Below are 20,485 nucleotides of genomic sequence, written 5' to 3'. Positions count from 1 at the left end.
TGCGCGTCGAGCCCCGATTGGAACCCTTGGCATGCCACTTGCTATCCCTGCATTGCCCCACTGAACCCTTGCGGGGCGTTAATTACGGTATATACTATATATGAAGTTCGAATGGGATCCAAAGAAGGCAGCGATAAACCTTCACAAGCACGCTGTATCGTTTGAAGAGGCGATGACTGCTTTTGAGGATCTGGACGCTTTCATAACGGTGGATGAACTGCATTCTAATGATATGGAGAAGCGCCATTGGCTCATTGGCTGTGTTGATTCGGGATTACTGATCACGGTCGTCTTTACGGAGCGCTGTGGCACGACGAGACTCATCAGTGCTCGACCGGCCAGTCGGAGAGAAAGGAAACTTTATGAAGCGTATCAGAGAATTTCCCTTTCATAGGGCCAGGAGAATAACGCCACGAGAAACGGAAATGTATCGACGAGCCATCGAAGAAAAGCTTGGCGTGAAGCGACCTCCGAGGGGGAGACCTCAGAAGGAGGTAGACATGAAGTACCGGCCAATCTCCATCCGCCTGGACCCCCGTATCCTCAAATGGGCCCAGACCCAGGGAAAGCGCCGGGGCATCGGTTATCAGACGGTGATCAATCTGGCCTTGCTGAAACTGGTGGCTTGATCAAGGATCAGCGGTTCTTCCGGAGGAAGTCCTTGAGACGCTGTTCCACCTCGGGCGGAATTTGCACGGCGGTGGCCTCACGGACAATGCGGGGGGTCTCCCGGTAAGAACGCACGAAGTCGAGGCAGGGGGGACATTCATCGAAATGTTCCTTCAGCGCGGCATGCTCTTCCGGCGAAAGCCTTTTCTCGAGGTAGTCCATGAGAAGCTCAATAGTTTCCTGACAGGTCTTTTTTCCCATCACCCCTCACCTCCCAAGAGACGGCCCAGATACCCCCGCAGCATCAGGCGCGCCCGGTGAAGGCGCGTTCGAACGACGCCGGGTTCGAGATCGAGCATCTTCGCCGTTTCCATCGTGGAGAGTTCGTCCAAATCCCGCAGCACCAGCGGCGCCCGGTAGGCTTCCGGAAGACGCTGGATCGCTTCCAAGGCCTTCTGCGCCAGTTCTTTGCGTTCAAGCAGCTCATCGGCGCGCGCCACGCGGCCGTAATCGAGGTCCAACCGTTCGAGGCGCCCCTCTTCATTGAACCTCGGCAGGTACTCCTCGAGGGACCGGGACGGTTCCCGCTTCTTCGACCGCAGGCGCATGAGGGCGACGTTGGATCCGATCCGGTAGAGCCATGTCCAAAACCTCGCGTCGCCACGATACGTTTCCAGCTTCCGGAACACTTGCAGAAAGGTTTCCTGCAAGACCTCCTCCGCTTCCCGGGGATCGCCGACAAGACGCAGGGCCAACCCGTACACCTTCTGCTGGTAACGCCGGACCAACAGGTCGAACGAGGCATCGTCTCCCGATCGCGCCCGTTCGACCAACGCCTCGTCCGTCATCGTGGAAAGATCGCGATCTTCGGCCGTCATGAGGGACCTGTCCCCTTCCCGCACACCGCCATCGGATTCTACCCCTTCACGCCGTGCGCCGCGATAAGCGATTGGCGACGCGGGGAAAGAGGGAGAGCCCGAACCCGAACACCAAGTGCGCGGCCCAACTCCAAAAAGTCGGCACCTGCTCGGCCCAGATGTCATGGCCGTGGAGGGCCTTCATCGCCGCCGGCATGATGAGATTCACGTCGACGATTTGACTCAAGAGGCCGATGGCCGCTCCCAGAATCAACAGCCCGGTCCCGCCGCGAACGTTGAGCGAATGGACGGCGCTCCCAAAGAGGATGCTCCAAAAAAGCGGCGGTCCGAACTGATGAAGACCGAGCCCGGCCAGAAAGGCCGGGAGGTGGAAGCCCTGGAGGGCCGGCTCCCCGAAGACAAACGACCCGATGACTTGAACCGGATAAAGGGGCCCCTTGCCGAGGAAGATCGTGAAGACGGCCATCATGACCACGGCCATGATCAGACCCGAAAGCTGTCCGGTGATAACGGCCGCCGCAAGATCCTTCCGGAATGAAATCCCCGGTTGGGCCACGCCGCCGATCGGATGGGCATACTTTATGACATTTGCCTGTTCCATGAAGAGAACCTCCTTTTGTGGGGATGAACTTTGCCCCTGTTAAGTTGGATGCTCCCCGGGGCCGGGCGTGTCAGAGAATTCCGGACCAGCCGTAACCCTTAACGATTCTCAGGCATTGGCATGAGCAAGATCATGGTTCTTCCCGTCGAAAGCCGCGATTATTTCGTCATGGCATTGCGGATGGCCAGACTTTCGCTGATTTCGCTTGTTCTGCTCGCGATCCTCTTTTTCCCCAACAAGCAAACTTTGGCGCACTGCGATGGCTTGGACGGCCCGGTCGTCCAGGCGGCTCGAAAGGCCCTGGAGAGCGGAAACGTGAACTTCGTTCTCCCTTGGGTCCGGAAAAACGACGAGACTGAGATCAAGGACGCCTTTCGGAAAACGCTCGCCGTCCGGACAGTCAGCCCGGAAGCGCGGGATCTCGCGGACACGTATTTCTTCGAGACCGTGGTCCGCATCCATCGATCCGGGGAAGGAGAGGCCTTCACCGGTCTCAAGCCCGCGGGTCGCGATCTTGGCCCCGCCATACCGGCGGCGGACAAGGCGATCGAGAACGGCTCCGATAGGGACTTGATAAACCTCCTGACGGACGAGATCCGGGAAGGGATCGAGGCGCATTTTATGCGGGTTCTGGCAAAAAAGAATTTTAATGCCGATCACGTGAAGGCGGGTCGCGAGTACGTGAAGGACTACGTGGAGTTCATTCACTACGTGGAGCGGATGCACGAGGCGGCCCAAGGCCGGGTTCATGGCCATTATCCGGAAGCCGGCGCGGGAGGTGAAAATCATGCCAACGACTCGAACTGAAAGCGCCGCTTCGCCGACGGATCGGATCAACCCGTCGATTCCCAGCTTTGACCCGAACGAAGGCCCCCCTAAGCGCCGCCCGGAGCCTTGCCGCCGCCCTTTTTACCGCCTTTTGGGGGAGGCGGGTTTCCCCAGGACATTCCCCGGCCGCCACCGCCGCCGCCACCACCGCGTCCTCCCCCGCCGCCACTTCCGCCACGTCCGTGACGGCCCTTGCCGTGGCCGCCCCGGCCCTCGCGGCCGGGTTGCTGGGGTTGGGCCAGCACCCGGAATTCCGGCACGTAATAATGCTCTTCGATCTGAACGGCCTTCGGCGGGGCCTTTTCGCCCTCGGCCAGGCTCATCACCATCATCCGGGCCAGGCCCGCGTTCTTGGCCGCGATGTCCAGGGAGTTGACGAAGTGCTTGAGCCGGTCGCCTTCCAGCTTGAATGTTTCTCCCAGGCCCGCCTGGATCTCCTCGGGGTTCTTGCCCTCGGCGGTGAGCGCGGCCTTGGCTTCGAGGCCCCGCGCTAAGAGATGACTCGGAAATTCCGTGACGGCTTTCATGGGATCTGTCCTTTGTGTGGCTGCGTTGAAGGGTCGTGGCCAGTATGCGGGATAAGCCTCGCGGGGGTCAACACATTCGGCTCAGGCGCCCCATCCATGTTATGATTCCGTCGTGGGGAAGACGATCCGGTTCGCGATGCTCGTGGGGTGCCTGGCCGCGGCCGCCGTCGGGAAGGCCGCCGGCGCGGCGGACGGCTGGCGCCTCTTTCATTCGGAGGCGGGCGGTTTTCAGGTGGAGACGCCTGGCGAACCGGCGTTCTCCGAATCCGTCGACAAGACTTTTGTCGGCAGCGTGACGAACCATCTCTTCACGGTCGCTCTCCCCTTCGAGGAATTCACCGTCGAATATTCGGACCTCCCGGGCCTCGCGCTGGCCCTGGCCGGCCCGGCGACGATCCTCAAGGAGGCCAAGGAAGCCCTCCTCAAGGACGTCCGGGGCGACGAACTCACGTTCCGTCTCCTTCGCAAAAAGGGGGACGACCGGGCCGAGCTCAGCTACGTGGGCCATGTCGACGAAAATCCCGGCGTCATGGGCTTTGCGCGGTTCTACCTCCGGGGCGGGCGCATCTACGTCCTGCACGCCATGCTGTCCGGAGGACGCCCCATCGATCCCGAACGGGTGTCGCGCTTTCTCAGATCGTTCTTGATTGAGGGCTCCAAAGGAGACTAATGCTTCAAACCATGCTTCATCGGCTCGAAGACGGCCTGTTCGCCGTTCACGACGGCATCGTGTCTCTGAGCGGAGACCGGCTGGGATATCTCTGCATCGCGAACGGGATCATCGGAGACATGCTGGAAGAACGAAAGAGCCGCCTCGCGATTCCGATGGCATTCTACACCGGCGGGAAACGCCTCTCCCTGACGAAGGGTTCCCTCGAAGGTCTTGGGCTTCCGGACGGCGGAACGGTCTGCGTGTTGGCCCACGGGAGCTGCAATTCCGAGAAGGATTGGGGGTTTCGCGGCGATCCCTCCAAGGATTTCGGTTCCCTTCTCCAGGCGGATCTTGGGTTTTTCCCCATCTACCTTCGCTACAATACGGGCCTGCACATATCGACGAACGGCAAGCGGCTCTCCGGCCTGTTGGAAAGGCTGGTCCGCAACAATCCCGTCAAGGTGAAGGAGATCGTCCTGCTCGGTCACAGCATGGGGGGGCTCGTCTTCCGAAGCGCGTGCTTCTACGGGCAAAAGGAAAACAAGGAATGGGTGCGGCGGGTCAAAAAGATATTTTACGTGGGATCCCCCCACTGGGGGACCCATTTCGAGAAATTCGGGAAGTTGACGACGACCGTCCTTCGGCTCATCCCCACCCTGCCCACGAAGGCCATCGCCGCGTTCATCGACCTTCGCAGCGCGGGCATCAAGGATCTGCGTCACGGCTTCCTGACCCACAGGGATTGGCAGCGCCCGCACGCCGATGATCTCTTCTATGTCCACCAGAACAAGACTCCGCTCCTGGAGACGGCCGATCATTACCTCCTCTGCGGGACCATCGCGAAGTCCCTGGATTCGACGGTCGGGCGCCTGTTCGGGGACGGGATGGTCCATCCGGGGAGCGGAACGGGCAAGGGCCTGCTTCCATCGAGCAAGATCCCCTTCCGGGCGGACCACAGCAGGATCTTCCCCGGCATTTCTCACTACAACTTGATGAAAAACATGAAGGTGTACCGCCAGATCCGGGAGTGGTGCGGCCGCTAGGACAGACGCCGTTCCAGCTCGCCCAAGATCTCCAGACGGTTCCTTCAGGCGCCCTTGATCGGAATCTTGACCGTCGCCTTCTGCGCCTGGGGCGTCTTCGGGAGCGAGATCTTCAGAACGCCCTTCGCGAACGTCGCATTCACCTTGTCCGTCACCACCTCGCAGGGAAGAGGGATTTCGCGGTACACGGAGCCGAAGCGCCGCTCCTTGCGGTAGTAGTCCTTCCGCTTCTCCTCCTGCTCCTCCTTCTTCTCCCCCTTGATGACGAGGCGGTCGTGGTTCAGGCTGACCTCGATGTCCTTCTCGTCCATGCCCGGGAGTTCCGCCGTGATGAGGACCTCCTTCTCCGTCTCGGCCACGTCGGTGCTCGGGATCTGCAGCGCCGCCGCCGCGCGGGGCAGAAGGGGCTCCAGCCCCACGTCGCCGAACCAGTCGTTGAACATGCGGTCGATCGCCTCGTGCACGGGCCACAGACCGCGCGTGGCGGGCCTTCTCTCCGCTGGCACCGCCGGATTTTTTTCGTTCGCCATAGAACCTCCCCGTTATTCTTGCAGGTTACGGACGGACCCATCCTCCCTAATGAACCGCCCTTTGCGCGGTCGGGATGTGGCCCAGGCGGCGCGCGAGCTCCCGGTCCTTGTGAACCACCTGATCCAGGGCGTCCTGGAGGTCCGACAAGAACGTCATGAAGGAACCTCGAAAGCCGGTCTTCAGGGCGACCTGGTAGGAGGCCTCGGTCACCTTGGTGAGGAACTCCTTCAAGAGGGCCTCCATGCGGTCATTCAGGGCCACGCGGCGGGCCGCCCGGGGCGATTTTGTTTTTCGTCTCATAGGCCACTCCTTGTTTACCGGCGCCCGAAGGAGCCCTGCTTGGGGCCACCGAGCTTCGTCTGCCTCCGTCCCCGGTCCTCTCGGACGTCCTTCGATTGTTTAAAATTCCCAACCGTCTTTCGGTGCTTCATCGCCATCTCGTTTCTCTTGTCCCCGCGTTTGTGCGACGCGGCCTTCTGCCTCGACGACTTCGCCATAAATCTCCTTTTGTTTTCTTATACGCCGGACGGTCTTTGACCGACCATGACAGACGTCATAACCTCGCATGATTTTCTCCATGGTGCCATGGGGGGTCCGGGGGTATTCTCTCCGAAAAGTGAAAACCATTCCCGACCCCATCGCGTCCTTCTACGGACTCGAGGAGAACGACGAGAAGGGACGGCCCTGCCGCGGGGCCGCCTGCTTTGTCGCCCGCCATGTGAATCCGGAACGCTGGCGCGAGGCCTGCCTGGGGCGCGCCCTCTACTGTCTGGGCCAGTGTTTCGCCGCGCCCGCGGCGCCGGAGCCGGGGCTTCGGCCGCTCATCCGATCGGACGCGCGGACAACCGTCGTCTTGGAGGGTCTCCTTCAAGGTCCCTGCCGGACGGTCCGCGATTACAAACGCCGCGGGGGGTTCCGGGCCCTCGAGAGGGCCTTGGGCCTGGGACCGGAGGCGATCCTCGCCGAGGTCGAGGCCTCCGGGCTCCGCGGCCGCGGCGGCGCCGGCTTTTCCACCGGACGCAAGTGGCGCATGGTCGCGCAGGCCGCCTCCGCCGACGGCGACAAGTTCGTCGTCGCCAACGCCGATGAGGGCGATCCCGGGGCCTACATCGACCGCTTCCTGATGGAGGACGACCCGTTCCGGTTGATCGAGGCCATGGCCATCGCCGCCTGCGCCGTGGGCGCGACGAAGGGGCTGATCTATCTCCGGCAGGAATACCCGGCGGCGCGATCGATCCTCGAGGGCGCGTTGGAGGAGGCTCGCCGCGAGACGGGCCACCCGATCGACCTCGAGCTCGTCGTCGGGCGCGGGAGCTACGTGTGCGGCGAAGAGACGGCCCTCATCCGTTCCATCGAGGACGAGCGGCCCGAGGTCCTGGCGCGGCCTCCGTACCCGACCGAACGCGGCCTCTTGGACCGGCCGACCCTGGTCAACAACGTGGAGACCCTCGCCTCGATCCCGTGGATCGTCCAAAACGGCGGAGCGGCCTATCACGCGATGGGCATCGGAAAGAGCCGGGGGACCAAGGCGGTCTCCCTCAACTCCCTCTTCCGGCGCCCGGGTCTCTACGAGGTCGAATTCGGCCTCCCGGTCCGGAGGATCGTCGAGGACCTGGGCGGCGGGCTCGCGGAGGGGGCGATCCAAGGCCTCTTGATCGGCGGCCCCCTGGCCGGCGTCCTCCCGCCTTCGCTGTTCGAGACGCCCTTCGCGTTCGAGGAGTTGGCCGCCGCCGGGGCGGCGGTGGGCCATGGCGGGGTCGTCGCCTTCGACGAGCGGACCTCCCTCAAGGATCTGATCCTGCACGTCTTCGCCTTCGCCGCGGACGAGTCCTGCGGCAAGTGCACGCCCTGCCGCCTCGGAAGCCGCCGGATCGAAAGGGCCCTGGAACGCGGCGAACTGACCCGCGCGGATTGGGAGGACATCGTCTCCGCCCTGGGGAGGACCAGTCTCTGCGGCCTGGGCGGCGGGCTCGCGGAATTCGCCAAGAGCCTCTCGCGCCATTACCCGAAGGAGCTCGCGCGATGCCTCGCCTGACCATCAACGGGCAGTCCTGCGAGGTCCCGGAGGGCACCACCCTGCTGGCCGCCGCCTCCCGGCTGGGCATCACGATCCCCACGCTCTGCGACGATCCGCGGCTCGAGCCCAGCGGGGCCTGCCGCCTCTGCGTGGTGGAGATCGCCTCCGCCGCCCGTCCCGTCACGGCCTGCAACACGGTCGCCGCCGACGGCATGACGGTGACCACCCACAGCCCCGATCTGGAGCGGGATCGCCGGACCCTCCTCAAGCTCCTCGCGGAGCATTATCCCGCGGGACCCCTCGAGGCCTTTCCGCAAAAACCCTTTCACCGTCTCTTGGCCCAGTACGGCGTTCAGGCCTCGGGCCCTCCCCACGCCCCGCGGGGCGACGACTCCCACCCCTACCTTCATGCCGACATGTCCCAATGCATCACCTGCTTTCGGTGCGTGAGGATCTGCGAGGAGGTCCAGGGACAATTCGTCTGGAAGGCCTGGGAGCGCGGGGACGCCACGACGATCGTCCCCGACTCCGGCACAAACCTCCTCGAGAGCTCGTGCGTCGCCTGCGGGGCGTGCGTCGACACCTGCCCCACAGGGGCCTTGGAGGACCAAGGCATCCTCAAGAAGGGAGTCCCGGAGCGGTGGACGCGAACGACCTGCCCTTACTGCGGCGTGGGCTGCGAGATGGAACTGGGGACCATCGGTCCGGAGGTCGTCACCGCACGTCCGGTCCTCGACGCGCCCGTCAACAAGGGGCACCTGTGCGTCAAAGGACGCTATGCCCACGAATTCGTCCATGCCGAGGACCGGATCACCTCCCCGATGATCCGGGACAACGGGGATTGGAGGCCGGCGACCTGGGACGAGGCCCTCTCTTTTGCCGCCGCTCGCCTCCAACGCATCCGGAAGGCGCACGGGCCCGACGCCATCGGCGTCCTGGGATCCGCCCGCGCCACCAACGAGGAGAACTACGTCGCGCAGAAATTCGCCCGCGCGGTGTTGGGCACGAACAACGTCGATTGTTGCGCCCGCGTCTGCCACACCCCGTCCGCCGCCGCCCTCAAGTGGATGCTGGGGACCGGGGCTTCCACGAATTCCTTCGATGACATCGAGCTCTCCAAGACCCTCCTCCTGGTCGGCACGAACGCGACGGAGAACCATCCCGTCGTGGGGGCCCGGATCAAGGAGCACGTCCTCAAGACCGGGGCGAACCTCATCGTCATCGATCCGCGGGAGACCGAGCTCGCCCGCTACGCCCGTATCCACCTCGCGCCCCGGCCCGGGACGAACATCCCGCTGCTCCACGCGATGGCGCACGTCCTCCTGGCGGAGGGGCTTGCGGACACCGGGTTTCTCAAGGCCCGCGTGACGGAGTTGGAGGAGTTCCGGAACTTCATCGCGGAATGGACGCCCGAGCGCTCCGCGGGGATCTGCGGCGTCGATGCGTCCAAGATCCGCGAGGCCGCACGCCACTATGCGACGGATCGGCCCTCGATGAGCTTCCACGGCCTGGGGCTCACCGAACACGTGCAAGGCACGGAGGGCGTCATGGCCCTCATCAACCTGGCCCTGCTGACCGGAAACCTGGGCCGGCCCGGCGCGGGGATCAATCCGTTGCGGGGCCAGAACAACGTCCAGGGCGCGGCCCACATGGGCTGCGACCCCGGAATCCTGACCGGCGCCGTGTCCCTCAAGGACAACCGCGAACGTTTCGAAAACGTTTGGGGCGCGAAGATCCCCGAGACACGCGGGCTGAACCTCCTGGACATGATGGATGCCGCCGACGCCGGCCGTTTCAAGGCCCTGTGGGTGATCGGCTACGACGTCCTCCTGAGCAACGCGAATTTGACCCAGACCCGGAAATCCTTCGCCGCCATGGACCTGGTCGTCATCCAGGACCTCTTCCTGAACGAGACGGCCCGCGAGTTCGGGACCGTCTTCCTGCCCGTCGTGTCTTCCTACGAGAAGGACGGCACGTTCATGAACGCCGAAAGGAGGATTCAGAAGGTCCGCAAGGCGATCGAGCCCGTCGGCGATTCCAAGACCGACCTCGAGGTCTTGTATTTGGCTGCCAAGGCCCTGGGCGCGGAGGAGATCCTGCCCCAGAGGTCTTCCGAAGAGGTCTGGAACGAGATCCGCCGCGTGTGGCCCGCCGGGGCGGGGATCAGCTACGGGCGGATCGAGGACCACGGCATCCAGTGGCCCTGCCCCACGGAGGACGACGCGGGCACGGCCATCCTCCACGAAGGCGTCTTCGCCTCGGGGACGACCGCCGCCCTCCGCCGGATCGACTACCGGCCCACCGAGGAAACGACGACGGACGATTTCCCGTTCCTCCTCTCGACGGGCCGGACGCTTTACCAGTTCAACGCGGGCACGATGACGCTGCGGACCCCGAACGCCCTCCTCCGCCCCCGGGACCTGCTGGAGATCGCCCCGGCCGACGCCGAGAGGCTTCGAATTCGAGAGGGGGAAACGGTCTCCGTCGTGAGCCGGCACGGCCGGATCAAGCTGCCGGCGCGCATCACGCCGTCCGTCAAACCCGGCGAGCTGTTTGCGACCTTCCACACCCCCGAGGCGGAGGTCAACCTCGTCACCAGCCCCCACCGGGACCGCTTCGTCAAGGCCTGCGAATACAAGGTGACCGCCGTGCGCCTCGAGACGGCGGCGGGAAAGACCCGATGAGGCTGGCGGAGGACGCGCCTCCATGTCATAAGGCCGGCATGGCGGGGGATCGACAGGCCGTCTTCGTCGCGAAGGACCTCACGAAGGTTTACAAGATGGGCGAGGTCGAGGTGCCGGCGCTCCGCGGCGTCGATCTCGACCTCCAGGAAGGCGAGTTCGTCGTCCTCCTCGGACCTTCGGGCAGCGGGAAGTCAACGCTGCTGAACATCCTCGGAGGGCTCGACGCCCCGACCGGCGGCGTCGTTCATTACCGGGACCACAACCTCCTCGAGGCGGGCGAGGAGGCCCTCACCCGCTACCGGCGCGAGCACATCGGCTTCGTCTTCCAGTTCTACAATTTGATCCCCAGCCTGACCGCCCTCGAGAACGTCACGCTCGTCACGGAGATCGCGGAGAGGCCGATGCCTCCCGACGAGGCCCTGAAGCTCGTGGGTCTCGACGAGAGGAAGAACCACTTCCCCTCGCAGCTCTCGGGCGGCGAGCAACAGCGGGTCGCCATCGCCCGCGCCATCGCCAAGCGGCCGGACGTGCTCCTCTGCGACGAGCCGACGGGGGCCCTGGACTACGCGACCGGCAAGTTCGTCTTGGAGGCGATCCGGAAGGTGAACGAGGAACTCGGGACGACGACCGTCGTCATCACCCACAACGCCGCCATCGCCGGGATGGCCGACCGGGTGATCCGCCTGGGCGACGGGAAGATCGTTTCGGTGAACGTGAACACGAAGAAACTCACGCCCGGGGAGCTGTCCTGGTGAAAAAACTCGACCTCAAGGTCCTGCGCGACCTGCGCGGCATGAAGGCCCAGGTGATCACCATCGCCCTCGTGGTGGCGAGCGGCATCTCGGCCCTCGTCGCCTCCCTCATCACCCACGACTCCCTCAAGCTCGCCCAGGCGGCCTTTTACAGCCAGGGCCGTTTCGCGGACGTCTTCGCCGAGTTGAAGCGCGCCCCCCTGCCGGTCCGGGAGGAGCTGCGGAAGATCGACGGCGTGGCGAGCCTCGAGACACGCGTCGTCCAGGAGGCCCTGCTGGAGATCCCCAACCGGGTCGATCCGGCCGTGGGGCGTTTTCTCTCCGTCCCCGAGGACGGGCGGCTCGAACTCAACCGTATCTACGTCCGCGAGGGGCGAATGATCGATCCGAAGAAGGGCGACGAGGTGCTTCTGAGCGAGGGCTTCGCCACGGCGAACGGCTTCAAGCCCGGGGACGAGATCGTCGCGATCTTGGAGGGAAAGTACAAGAAGCTTCACATCACGGGGACGGCCCTTTCTCCCGAATACATCTACGCCATCCGAGCGGGAACCGCCCTCCCCAACGACCGCGAGTTCGGCATCTTCTGGGTCTCCGAGGAAACGCTCGCCTCGGCCCTGGACATGCAAGGGGCCTTCAACAGCGTGACCTTGACCCTCGCCCCGGGGGCGAACAAGCCCCGGGTCCTCGAGGCGATCGACCGGATCCTCGCGCCTTACGGGGGCTTCGGGGCCTACGACCGCGAGGACCAGCTCTCCCACCGTTTCACTTCGGACGAGATCGAACAGCAGAGGGTCTCGGCCATCCTCATCCCGTCCGTCTTCCTGGCGGTCTCCGCCTACCTCCTGAACGTCGTCATCAGCCGCCTGATCGGGCTTCAGAGGGGGCAGATCGCGACCCTCAAGGCCGTCGGCTACGGCAATTGGACCATCTCCCTCCACTACCTGAAGATGATCAGCGTCATCGTCCTCATCGGCGCCGCGATCGGTTATGCGGCCGGCATCTGGATCGGACGGCAACTGACGGTCGTCTACACCGGCTTTTTTCACTTCCCCCTGCTCATCTCGCGGCTGAATCCCCTCCAAGCCGCGCTGGGCCTGGGCGTGAGTTTTCTCTCGGCGGCCGCGGGAGGTTACGGGGCGCTCCGGCGCGTGTTCAGGCTCGCCCCCGCCGAGGCCATGCGCCCGCCCGTGCCGCTGATGTTCCACCGGACGCTCGCGGAAAAATTGGGGGTCTCGCGGTATCTCTCGACCACCGGACGCATCATCTTCCGGAACCTCACCATCCGGCCGCTGCGCTCGGGCCTCGGGATCGTCGGCATCTCCTTCGCCCTCATGATCCTCATGCTCGGGCTCTTCTGGAAGGACTCCGTCGCCTACATCGTCTACCATCAGTTCTCCATCCTGCAGCGGGACGACATCTCCCTCTCCTTCACCGAAAAAACCGCCGGAGACGCCCTCCAGGAAATCGCCCATCTCCCCGGCGTCATGGCGGTCGAGGGCTACCGGACCCTTCCCATCCGCATCCGGCACGGCCAGGCGAGCGAACAGACCGGTCTCTTCGCGATCCCCGCGGGGGCGCGGCTCCGGGAGATCCGCGATGAGGACATGAAACGCGTCCCCCTCCCGCCGGAAGGGGCCATCCTCAGCCGGAATCTCGCCGAGCGCCTGGGCATCCGGCCCGGCGAATCCTTCGACGCGGAGGTCTTGGAAGGCAAGCGCCCGACGCACCGGATCCTCTGCGCCGGGATCGTGGACAGCTGGGTGGGGAGCTTCGTCACGATGGACCTCGCGGCGATCAACCGGCTGATGGGCGAGGATGTCGTCTCGTCCGCCTCGCTTCAGATCGACTCCGCGCACCGCGATGAGCTCCTGCTCAAACTTCGCGAACTCCCCCGCGTGGGGGCGGTCAACGTCAAGGCGACGGCGATCCGCATGTTCGAAAAGACGATGGCGAGCTTCATTTTGGTCTACGCGGCGGTGTTGACCGGATTCGCGGCCATCATCGCCGTGGGCGTGGTCTACAACACCGCGCGCGTCTCCCTCTCCGAAAGGACCTGGGAGCTCCTGAGCCTGCGCGTCCTGGGATTCACGCGGAACGAGGTCTTCCGCATCTTGGCGGGCGAGGCGGCGATCCTGACGATCTTCGCCATTCCCCTGGGCTGGTTCCTGGGTTATTGGTTCGCCCGTCTCATGGTCGCGCTGATTCATACCGAGGAGATGCAGATCCCGATGTATTTGGAGCCGGTCACCCTCTTCTATGCCACCGCCGTCGTCGTGATCGCGAGCGTCCTGAGCACGGTCATCATTAGACGCATCATCAACCGGATGGATCTCGTGGCGGCCCTCAAGGTACCCGAATAAATGGACACCGACCGCTATAAGGCCTTCAAACGGACTTTGTTGATCGCGGCGGGCGTGGGCGTCGCCGCGGCGGCCCTCTGGGCCCTCCGCCCGCGTCCCCTCCCCGTGGAGCTCGGGCGCGTCGCCCGCGGGCCCTATGAGCTGACGGTCGTCGAGGACGGGGTCACGCGCGCCAAGGAGATCTTCACGGTCGCCGCGGACGTCTCGGGCAATCTGAAACGCGTCACGCGCCACGCCGGGGACCGCGTGAAGGCGGGCGAGGCCGTGGCGGAGATCGAATGGGACGAGCCGAGGTTTCTCCGATCCCCCGTGGACGGCTTCATCCTCCGCGTCGTCCGGGAGAGCGCGGGCCCCATCGAACGGGGCCAGACGGTCATCGAGATCGCCGACGCCATGTCCCTGGAAATCGTCGCCGACGTCCTGACGACGGACGCCGTCCGGATCCGTCCCGGCGCCTCCGTGAAGATCGAGGGCTGGGGAGGCCCCCGGCCCCTCGAGGGCAAGGTCCGGATCGTGGAACCGTCGGCCTTCGAGAAGACCTCCGCCCTAGGCGTGGAGGAACAGCGCGTGAACGTGGTGATCGACTTCGTCTCCCCTCCGGAGGAATGGAAGGGGCTCGGCGACAAGTACCGCGTGGTTTGCCACATCGTCGTGGCCTCGCTTGCGGACGCCCTCACCGTTCCCACCGGCGCCCTCTTCCGCGAGGACGATTCCTGGGCGGTCTTCGCGGTCGAGGGAGGCCGCGCGCGCAAACGCCTGGTCGGGATCGAATCGCGCAACCCCGTCCAGGCCGTCGTCGCCTCGGGGCTCACGGCCGGCGAGACCGTCATCCTCTACCCCGGCGACAGGATCCGGGACGGGACGCGGGTCAGGCCGTTGAAATAAAATGAACGGCAGGACATAAACGATGACGACGCGCAAATGCCTGTTGGTCCTTCTTTTGGTCTTTATCGGTTCCGCCGCTGCGGATGAAGAAACCCTTCACCGCCTGCGTCAAGGCGAGGTCCTCACGGACGGAGGGGCCCTCAAGAAGGGCGTGTGGGCAACGATGGAGGGGATCGTCGACGCGCCGCCGGAGGTCGTTTGGCGTCTCTTCATCCGCGCCAACGAATGGAAGGGTTACGATTTCCCCCACCTGATCGACTGCCGGGCCGTCGACGGGAATGTCCTGAACGAGGCGCGCGACAAGAAAAAGGTGGAAGACGTTTATAAGATTTTGGGTGACCGCGTGATCGACCCCCTGGAGCCTCGGGCCGTCCGCTCGGAGTGGACGAACTACACCTTTCAATACTTCAACATGCCCTGGCCGGTCGCCAACCGGTGGTACATCATCCAGAATTTCGCGGACGAGGCGCGGAGCCGGGAGGGCATTTATAAGACCCGCTGGGAGAGCCGGGCCGGCAACGTCCGCTCCGTCACGGGGGAACTCCTCCTCGAACCATTCGAAGGCCCGTCCAAGACCCGCCTGACCTATCGCACCAAGGTGGACCTCGGCTCGCCCATCCCGCGATTTCTCCTCAAGTACGGAGTCAAAAAGAGCCTCCCGGCGGCCATGAAAGTGATCCGGCGGGAATCGGCGACGTTAAGCCAATCCCCTGAGTAGCGGGAATAAGATCCTATTTCCCAAGCATTCGCAGGAATGTGTCCAAATGGCGTGCGATCCGTTCCCCATCAGAGACTCAGCCGGTTAACGGCCCGTCTGCGGAAGTCGGCCTCGGGCGCCCTGCTCGCCTGGACGATGCTCTCCGAAATCCTGGGCCCCGGCATCGGACCGGGCGTCTCGAAGGATTTCAAACCCCTCCGCCAGGAAGAAGGCTCCTACCGCTTCGAGCAAAGGACCCGGCAGGAGTACGAGAACGCGGAGAGGGAGCGAAACCAACAACCCAGACGAAACGATTGGCTCTTCGAGCAGTTCTACCGGAGGGAAATGAACCGGACAAATTAAGATCCCCGAGGCACGAAGGTATGACCTTTGTCATGGCCCCCTCGTCCGCTTTCCGGTAGTCTGCGACGCACAATCAAAAGGAGTGACCCATGAAAACCATCCGAGGAAACGGCCGGACCCCGTCGCTGGACGCGCAGATGAAGCGGCTGCGGGCCAAGATGAAAAACGCCAACCGTCTGGCGGCCAAGGGGATCGAGGCCAACGTCCGCAAATTCGACGCCATCGCCAACGCGGCAGAACGGGACCTCAGGAAACTGAGAGGCGTGGGGAAAAATGCCCTCCGCACCTTCCGCTCCGAGCTGAAGAGGTCCTGGCAGGACCTCAAGCGCGTGGCACACCAGCAATTTTAGACGGCGGAAGGGCGTCGTTATTGCTCAGTAATTCCCGCGCCTTGCTCCGGCGGCCAAGAAAATGACGGATGTCATGACGGAGCCGGAAATCGTGATTATAATAAGACGGTGAAAAGGAAGCTCATGGAATCACGGTTTCCGGCGGGGCCTGTCGTCCCCGGCCGGTATTGGCATCCGCTCGACGACGGCCGGATTCAGTGCGACGTCTGTCCCCGCTTTTGCCGCCTTCACGAGGGCCAGAGGGGGATGTGCTTCGTGCGCATGCGCGAGGGCGGCCAGATCGTCCTCACGACCTACGGCCGTTCCAGCGGCTTCTGCATCGACCCCGTGGAAAAGAAGCCCCTCTTCCACTTCCTGCCGGGGACGCCCATCCTTTCCTTTGGAACGGCGGGATGCAACCTGGCCTGCAAGTTCTGCCAAAACTGGGACATCTCCAAGTCCCGCGAGACCGACACCCTCGCCGATCAGGCCTCTCCCGAGGCGATCGCCCGGGCCGCCAAGGACATGGGTTGCCGGAGCGTCGCCTTCACCTACAACGACCCGACCGTCTTCCTGGAATACGCCGTGGACGTCGCGCAGGCCTGTCACGAGGAGGGGTTGAAGGCCGTCGCCGTCACCGCCGGCTACATCGAGCCCGGGGCCCGCGAGGAACTCTACCGCCACATGGACGCCGCGAACGTCGATCTCAAGGGATTTACGGAGACATTCTATCACGACGTGACGATCGGCCATCTCCAACCGGTCCTCGACACCCTCGTCTATCTCAAAAGGGAGACGAAGTGCTGGTTTGAGATCACCAACCTCATGATCCCGGGCCTGAACGACTCGGAAAAAGAGACCGACGAGATGACGGGTTGGATCATGAAGAACCTGGGGCCGGACGTGCCCGTGCATTTCACCGCCTTTCACCCCGATTGGAAGATGACCGACACGCCGCCGACACCGCCCGCGACGTTGATCCGTGCGCGGGAGATCGCGGTCAAGAACGGCCTCCATCACGTCTACGTGGGCAACATCCCGCACGTGGACGGCGAGGACACCTTTTGCTCCTCCTGCAAGAAGAGCCTGATCGGACGCCGCCGCTACGCCGTCGTCGATTGGCGCCTGAAGGACGACGGAAGCTGCCCGTCCTGCGGGACCGTCCTGCCGGGCGTCTTCGAGGCGCGACCCGGCCATTGGGGCAACCGGAGACAGTCGGTCTACATGAAGGAGTACGCCGCGGCTTGAGGGAGGACACATGTTCCGCAAAATCGCCGTCCTGTTCGATTTTTCTTGGACTTCGCGTCAGGCCCTGGAATGGGCCGTCCATCTGGCGAGCCGCTTCGGGTCCTCCCTCGGCGTGATCCACGCCCTTTCCCGCCGGGAGGACGGCCCGGAGACCGAGAGCCGGATCCAGGCGGAAATCGACCTCAAGATCCGGCGTCTCGGCGAGGGACGTCCGCCGGCCTCCGTCTCCGTGCACATCCATTCGGGCCGCACCGTCGACACCTTGATCGCCTCCATCGAGGCCGATGCCCCGGACCTCGTGGTCTTGGGGACCCACGGACAGACGGGCCTCCTGCACGTGCTCCTGGGCAGCGTCGCCGAAAAGATCGTGCGTCATTCGCCGTCCCCGACCCTGGTCGTCAAGCGGGGGGGCGCATGGCCGCCGCGCAGCCTCTTGATCCCCGTCTCCTTCGAGGACGCGGCCTACGAGGAATCCCTCCTGGCGGCTTCCGAACTCCGCGGCACCCTGGGTGTCTCCGTCGAGCTACTCCACGTGACCGAGCCCCCTCAGGCCATCTCGTACGTGCCCGAGGCGGTGATCGCCCTGCCCCCCTTCGACCCGGATGCGGCCGTCATGACGGCCCTCGCGAAGCTCCGGGAGATCACCTCCCGCCACGCGTCCCTGTCCCTCGTCCCGCACGCGGTCGTCGGTCAGGCGGCGCATGAAATCTGTCTCGCGGCCGCAAGGACCGGTTCGGACATGATCCTCATGCCCACCCACGGCCTCACCGGGGCGGCGCGCTGGCTCCTGGGCAGCGTGACCGAACAGGTCATCCGCCACGCGCCGTGCAGCGTCCTCTCCTTCCGGCCGGGCCGTCTGGCAAAGGGCTGATTCCCTTGAAGAGCGATCTCACGAGAATCCGGATTGCGCTTCGCCTGGCCCGGGACAACGTCCACCGGGGCCGGGGAGGCCCCTTTGGCGCGGCCGTCTTCGACCTCGACACGGGACGCCTCCTCGGGGCAGGCGTCAACCGCGTCGAAAGGGATCACGACCCCACCGCCCATGCCGAGATCCTCGCGGTCCGCATGGCGGCCAGGCGTCTTAAGGGTTTCAGCTTCAAGGAGAAGGGCATCCGGGCGGGGATTTACGTGAGCGCGGAGCCCTGCGGCATGTGCCTGACGGCCCTGGTGTGGGCGGGCATCTCGCGGGTGGTTTGCGCCGCGACGACGGAGGACGTGGAGGCGATCGGCTTCGACGAGGGTCTCAAGCCCCGCGATTGGAAAAAGGCCCTCCAGGTCCGCGGCATCCCGGTCGTCACCGGGGTCGAGCGTACGGCGGCCATCCGCATCCTCACGTCCTACAAGAGGGCCGGGGGACGCATCTACAACGGCTAAAAACACGAAGGCCCGGGCGTCTTCTTGCGAAGACGACCCGGGCCTTGTGAATCAATCGACCGTCCGGAGGCGGCTTACCGTCCCTCTGGAGTATCAAAATCCTCATGGATGGCGGATTCTCCTTGTCGGAGGTCCCATTCCCCCTTGCCGTTGGTTGCTCCGGATGGCTTGAGCGGAAACCCAAGGTCTAACCCGGCCGCCTCGGTTTCGAGGATTTTACCGCCCATGAGAGTCGACAACTTTTGGCTCCTTGGAGTGCGAAGCCTTTGGTTATCTGTCCTCCTGTGGGATTTCCAAGTTTCTGGGGTTTTCTCCCGCCCCCCTGGAACCCGCTTCCAGGTCCCTCCTCTTTCGATCTTTCCTTACGGCCTCCCTTTCGGGGTGCCCTTCGGATGATCCTGAGAGTTTTGCGTTGGGCCGGGATGTGACGCTTTCTTTCGTCCACGCCTCCCCCTCTAACCTTTGTGCCCGCGTTTTCCTCCGCGTTCAGCCGAACCGTCCACCCTGGTTCCGGACCCTCCACGGTGACCTCGCCTTACGGTGAGACCTCCCGCAGATTCGGATGGATTCGAGCCGGCTTGCTAGCGCCGCGAAGAAGCCGTTCGGACCGCGCCTGCCTGACGATCGATTGAATTTTCAAAGAACCTTTAGCGATTCCCTCGCTGAAAACGCTTAAACAACAGAGTCTCGGAAAGCTCAACGTCAGAATATCAGAAATTTTCAAGAAAGCGAAACCCTTGAGGATTCCCTTTGAGGCTTTTTTCATCCACAGCCTGTGGATAACTGATATCACACAAAGACGGTCGGCAAATCGCGCAGGGATGGGGTCTGGATGGCCGCGGAATCCCCCTGTGGCCCGTTGGCAGCCTGGTTGTGGATAAAATCGCCTAAAATTACGTTTTCACTTGGAAAGACCAATATGCGATATTCACGGGGTGCTTCCAATCGGCGACGCCCTACGATTCGGCTGGGAAGGGACGAAAAAGAACTTCTGGTTCCTGCTGTGGGTCCACCTCCTCTTCTATCTCATCCAGTTCGGGGCGGCCATCGCACTGACCTTCCTCTCCGAGGCGAACGAACAGCTCGCGGCGGGGCTGGGGATGTTGGTCAACCTGGTCGCCAACGTCATCCTCCCCACCGGGACGGCCGCAATTGCGCTCAAGATCTGCGACGGACTCAAGCCCCGGCTGGAAGATTTCCTCTGCGACGGGCGGACCCTCCTCTTTTTTCTCCTGGAGCTCTTCCTCGTGGGAACCATTCTGGTCGCGGGGTTTCTCCTCCTGATCTTTCCGGGAATCTATCTCGCGATCCGCCTGAGCCAGTGCACGTACTTCATCGTCGAGCAGAAAAACGACCCGATTGAGGCGCTCCGGAACAGCTGGGAGGCGACCCGGGGGATGACCGGCCCCCTCTTCGTGTATTTTCTGGCCGCGGTCGGGCTTGTCTTCGGCGGCTTTCTCCTCCTGGTCATCGGCGTCATCCCCGCATGGTTCGTGACGACGATCGCCTCGGCCTATCTCTACCGGGTCCTCAATCAACGTCTGACCGCCCGTCCGTCGACTGAAAAAGACCCTTCAACACCACCCCCGATTTTGCTAGAATCCGATTAGATGTTCGAGCCGCCCGTCAATCCCCGCGTCATCCATGTATAAGGAGACCCCATGAACAAAAAACTCTACGTGGGCAACCTGCCCTACAGCGTCACGGAGACGGACCTGCGCGACGCCTTCGGCGCCCATGGCGCGATCGAGTCCGTTCGCATCATCACCGACAAGTTCTCGGGGCGCTCGAAGGGATTCGCCTTCGTCGAAATGGCGACGGAGGAAGAGGCGCAAAAGGCCATCGACGGGTTGAACGGCAAGGATTTGAGCGGTCGGGCCCTGACGGTCAGCGAGGCCCGTCCCGAACAGCCGAGGGCCCCGCGGGGCGGAGGGGGCGGAGGGTATGACGACCGGCGCGACAGCGGAAACAGCGGACGCAGAAACTTCAGGGATGCAGCCGGCGGGGGCGGAGGAGCGGGCGGCTACGGACGCGGCCGAGGCCGGGGCGGAGGAGGAGGCGGCAGCGGAGGCGGGTTCGACGACGATAATTTCGGGAATAGATGAAA

Annotated in this window: 25 protein-coding genes; 18 read left to right on the top strand and 7 right to left on the bottom strand. The window is 63.9% G+C overall.

The annotated features are described in order from the left end of the window. The first annotated feature begins 100 nt into the window (after positions 1-100). Positions 101-394, top strand: a complete 294-nt coding sequence (locus VLJ37_04095) for a BrnT family toxin (protein HSA58845.1) — start codon at positions 101-103, stop codon at positions 392-394. Beyond that, complete coding sequence (locus VLJ37_04090) at positions 363-629, top strand: BrnA antitoxin family protein (GenBank protein HSA58844.1); 267 nt, start codon at positions 363-365, stop codon at positions 627-629. Before VLJ37_04095 ends, VLJ37_04090 begins: the two co-directional genes overlap by 32 nt. A 7-nt stretch (positions 630-636) precedes the next feature. Here the strand turns inward: VLJ37_04090 and VLJ37_04085 are convergent, their stop codons facing one another. Genes VLJ37_04085 through VLJ37_04075 form a run of 3 tightly spaced genes read right to left on the bottom strand, consistent with a single transcriptional unit; the run spans position 637 to position 2,088 of the window. After that, the gene (locus VLJ37_04085; protein HSA58843.1) at positions 637-870 is read right to left on the bottom strand and encodes an anti-sigma factor; all 234 of its coding nucleotides are present in this window, start codon (positions 868-870) and stop codon (positions 637-639) included. Beyond that, positions 870-1,487, bottom strand: coding sequence for a sigma-70 family RNA polymerase sigma factor (locus VLJ37_04080; protein HSA58842.1), 618 nt, complete (start codon positions 1,485-1,487; stop codon positions 870-872). Before VLJ37_04080 ends, VLJ37_04085 begins: the two co-directional genes overlap by 1 nt. A 46-nt stretch (positions 1,488-1,533) precedes the next feature. Continuing rightward, positions 1,534-2,088, bottom strand: coding sequence for a hypothetical protein (locus VLJ37_04075; protein ID HSA58841.1), 555 nt, complete (start codon positions 2,086-2,088; stop codon positions 1,534-1,536). A 120-nt stretch (positions 2,089-2,208) separates the two neighbouring features. Here VLJ37_04075 and VLJ37_04070 point away from each other — a divergent pair, with 120 nt between their 5' ends. After that, positions 2,209-2,895 (top strand): DUF6448 family protein, encoded by a 687-nt coding sequence (locus VLJ37_04070; GenBank protein ID HSA58840.1) that lies wholly within the window; start codon positions 2,209-2,211, stop codon positions 2,893-2,895. A 68-nt stretch (positions 2,896-2,963) separates the two neighbouring features. On the opposite strand, the gene VLJ37_04065 is transcribed toward VLJ37_04070, so the two are convergent. Beyond that, complete coding sequence (locus VLJ37_04065) at positions 2,964-3,443, bottom strand: hypothetical protein (GenBank protein ID HSA58839.1); 480 nt, start codon at positions 3,441-3,443, stop codon at positions 2,964-2,966. A gap of 112 nt (positions 3,444-3,555) precedes the next feature. Between VLJ37_04065 and VLJ37_04060 the strand changes: the two genes are divergently transcribed. Together VLJ37_04060 and VLJ37_04055 are read left to right on the top strand one after the other, a co-directional pair. Beyond that, the gene (locus VLJ37_04060) at positions 3,556-4,113 is read left to right on the top strand and encodes a hypothetical protein (GenBank protein ID HSA58838.1); all 558 of its coding nucleotides are present in this window, start codon (positions 3,556-3,558) and stop codon (positions 4,111-4,113) included. Further along, positions 4,113-5,138 (top strand): hypothetical protein, encoded by a 1,026-nt coding sequence (locus tag VLJ37_04055; GenBank protein HSA58837.1) that lies wholly within the window; start codon positions 4,113-4,115, stop codon positions 5,136-5,138. The genes VLJ37_04060 and VLJ37_04055 overlap by 1 nt, the downstream gene beginning before the upstream one ends. A gap of 44 nt (positions 5,139-5,182) precedes the next feature. Here VLJ37_04055 and VLJ37_04050 read toward each other — a convergent pair whose 3' ends face one another. From VLJ37_04050 to VLJ37_04040, 3 genes are read right to left on the bottom strand one after another with little or no spacing between them, the layout of a single operon-like run. After that, on the bottom strand, positions 5,183-5,668 hold the full coding sequence (locus VLJ37_04050; protein ID HSA58836.1) for an Hsp20/alpha crystallin family protein: 486 nt from the start codon (positions 5,666-5,668) through the stop codon (positions 5,183-5,185). Positions 5,669-5,714: 46 nt separating this feature from the next. After that, on the bottom strand, positions 5,715-5,969 hold the full coding sequence (locus VLJ37_04045) for a hypothetical protein (GenBank protein ID HSA58835.1): 255 nt from the start codon (positions 5,967-5,969) through the stop codon (positions 5,715-5,717). Positions 5,970-5,983: 14 nt separating this feature from the next. Next, a complete protein-coding gene (locus VLJ37_04040; protein ID HSA58834.1) occupies positions 5,984-6,166 on the bottom strand; it encodes a hypothetical protein in 183 nt (60 codons plus the stop codon). 119 nt (positions 6,167-6,285) lie between these two features. Between VLJ37_04040 and VLJ37_04035 the strand changes: the two genes are divergently transcribed. From VLJ37_04035 to VLJ37_03975, 13 genes are all read left to right on the top strand, one after another. After that, positions 6,286-7,704 carry an NADH-ubiquinone oxidoreductase-F iron-sulfur binding region domain-containing protein gene (locus tag VLJ37_04035; protein HSA58833.1) on the top strand — a complete coding sequence of 473 codons (1,419 nt, stop codon included), beginning with the start codon at positions 6,286-6,288 and terminating at the stop codon, positions 7,702-7,704. Beyond that, positions 7,692-10,370 carry a formate dehydrogenase subunit alpha gene (fdhF, locus tag VLJ37_04030; GenBank protein ID HSA58832.1) on the top strand — a complete coding sequence of 893 codons (2,679 nt, stop codon included), beginning with the start codon at positions 7,692-7,694 and terminating at the stop codon, positions 10,368-10,370. Before VLJ37_04035 ends, fdhF begins: the two co-directional genes overlap by 13 nt. 38 nt (positions 10,371-10,408) lie before the next feature. After that, positions 10,409-11,125, top strand: a complete 717-nt coding sequence (locus VLJ37_04025) for an ABC transporter ATP-binding protein (protein ID HSA58831.1) — start codon at positions 10,409-10,411, stop codon at positions 11,123-11,125. Continuing rightward, positions 11,122-13,482 carry an ABC transporter permease gene (locus VLJ37_04020; protein ID HSA58830.1) on the top strand — a complete coding sequence of 787 codons (2,361 nt, stop codon included), beginning with the start codon at positions 11,122-11,124 and terminating at the stop codon, positions 13,480-13,482. The genes VLJ37_04025 and VLJ37_04020 overlap by 4 nt, the downstream gene beginning before the upstream one ends. Next, positions 13,483-14,367 carry an HlyD family efflux transporter periplasmic adaptor subunit gene (locus VLJ37_04015; GenBank protein ID HSA58829.1) on the top strand — a complete coding sequence of 295 codons (885 nt, stop codon included), beginning with the start codon at positions 13,483-13,485 and terminating at the stop codon, positions 14,365-14,367. Between the two features lie 22 nt (positions 14,368-14,389). Beyond that, entirely contained in the window at positions 14,390-15,085 is a 696-nt protein-coding gene (locus VLJ37_04010; protein HSA58828.1) for a hypothetical protein, read from the top strand. Positions 15,086-15,136: 51 nt separating this feature from the next. Further along, a complete protein-coding gene (locus tag VLJ37_04005) occupies positions 15,137-15,427 on the top strand; it encodes a hypothetical protein (GenBank protein HSA58827.1) in 291 nt (96 codons plus the stop codon). Between the two features lie 89 nt (positions 15,428-15,516). Continuing rightward, on the top strand, positions 15,517-15,777 hold the full coding sequence (locus VLJ37_04000; protein HSA58826.1) for a hypothetical protein: 261 nt from the start codon (positions 15,517-15,519) through the stop codon (positions 15,775-15,777). A gap of 123 nt (positions 15,778-15,900) precedes the next feature. Further along, entirely contained in the window at positions 15,901-17,004 is a 1,104-nt protein-coding gene (gene amrS / locus VLJ37_03995) for an AmmeMemoRadiSam system radical SAM enzyme (protein HSA58825.1), read from the top strand. A 10-nt stretch (positions 17,005-17,014) separates the two neighbouring features. Next, positions 17,015-17,875, top strand: a complete 861-nt coding sequence (locus VLJ37_03990) for a universal stress protein (GenBank protein ID HSA58824.1) — start codon at positions 17,015-17,017, stop codon at positions 17,873-17,875. A gap of 5 nt (positions 17,876-17,880) precedes the next feature. Then, on the top strand, positions 17,881-18,378 hold the full coding sequence (locus tag VLJ37_03985; GenBank protein ID HSA58823.1) for a nucleoside deaminase: 498 nt from the start codon (positions 17,881-17,883) through the stop codon (positions 18,376-18,378). A gap of 935 nt (positions 18,379-19,313) precedes the next feature. Next, positions 19,314-19,988: a hypothetical protein gene (locus VLJ37_03980; protein HSA58822.1), complete on the top strand. Its 675-nt coding sequence runs from the start codon at positions 19,314-19,316 to the stop codon at positions 19,986-19,988. A 51-nt stretch (positions 19,989-20,039) separates the two neighbouring features. Next, positions 20,040-20,483 carry an RNA-binding protein gene (locus VLJ37_03975; GenBank protein HSA58821.1) on the top strand — a complete coding sequence of 148 codons (444 nt, stop codon included), beginning with the start codon at positions 20,040-20,042 and terminating at the stop codon, positions 20,481-20,483. Positions 20,484-20,485 lie beyond the last annotated feature (2 nt).

The sequence above is a fragment of the bacterium genome, from assembly GCA_035454885.1.
Classification (GTDB): Bacteria; UBA10199; UBA10199; order JACPAL01.
Note: the sequence above shows the minus strand (reverse complement) of the source record. Positions and strands in the feature narration are given on the sequence as shown.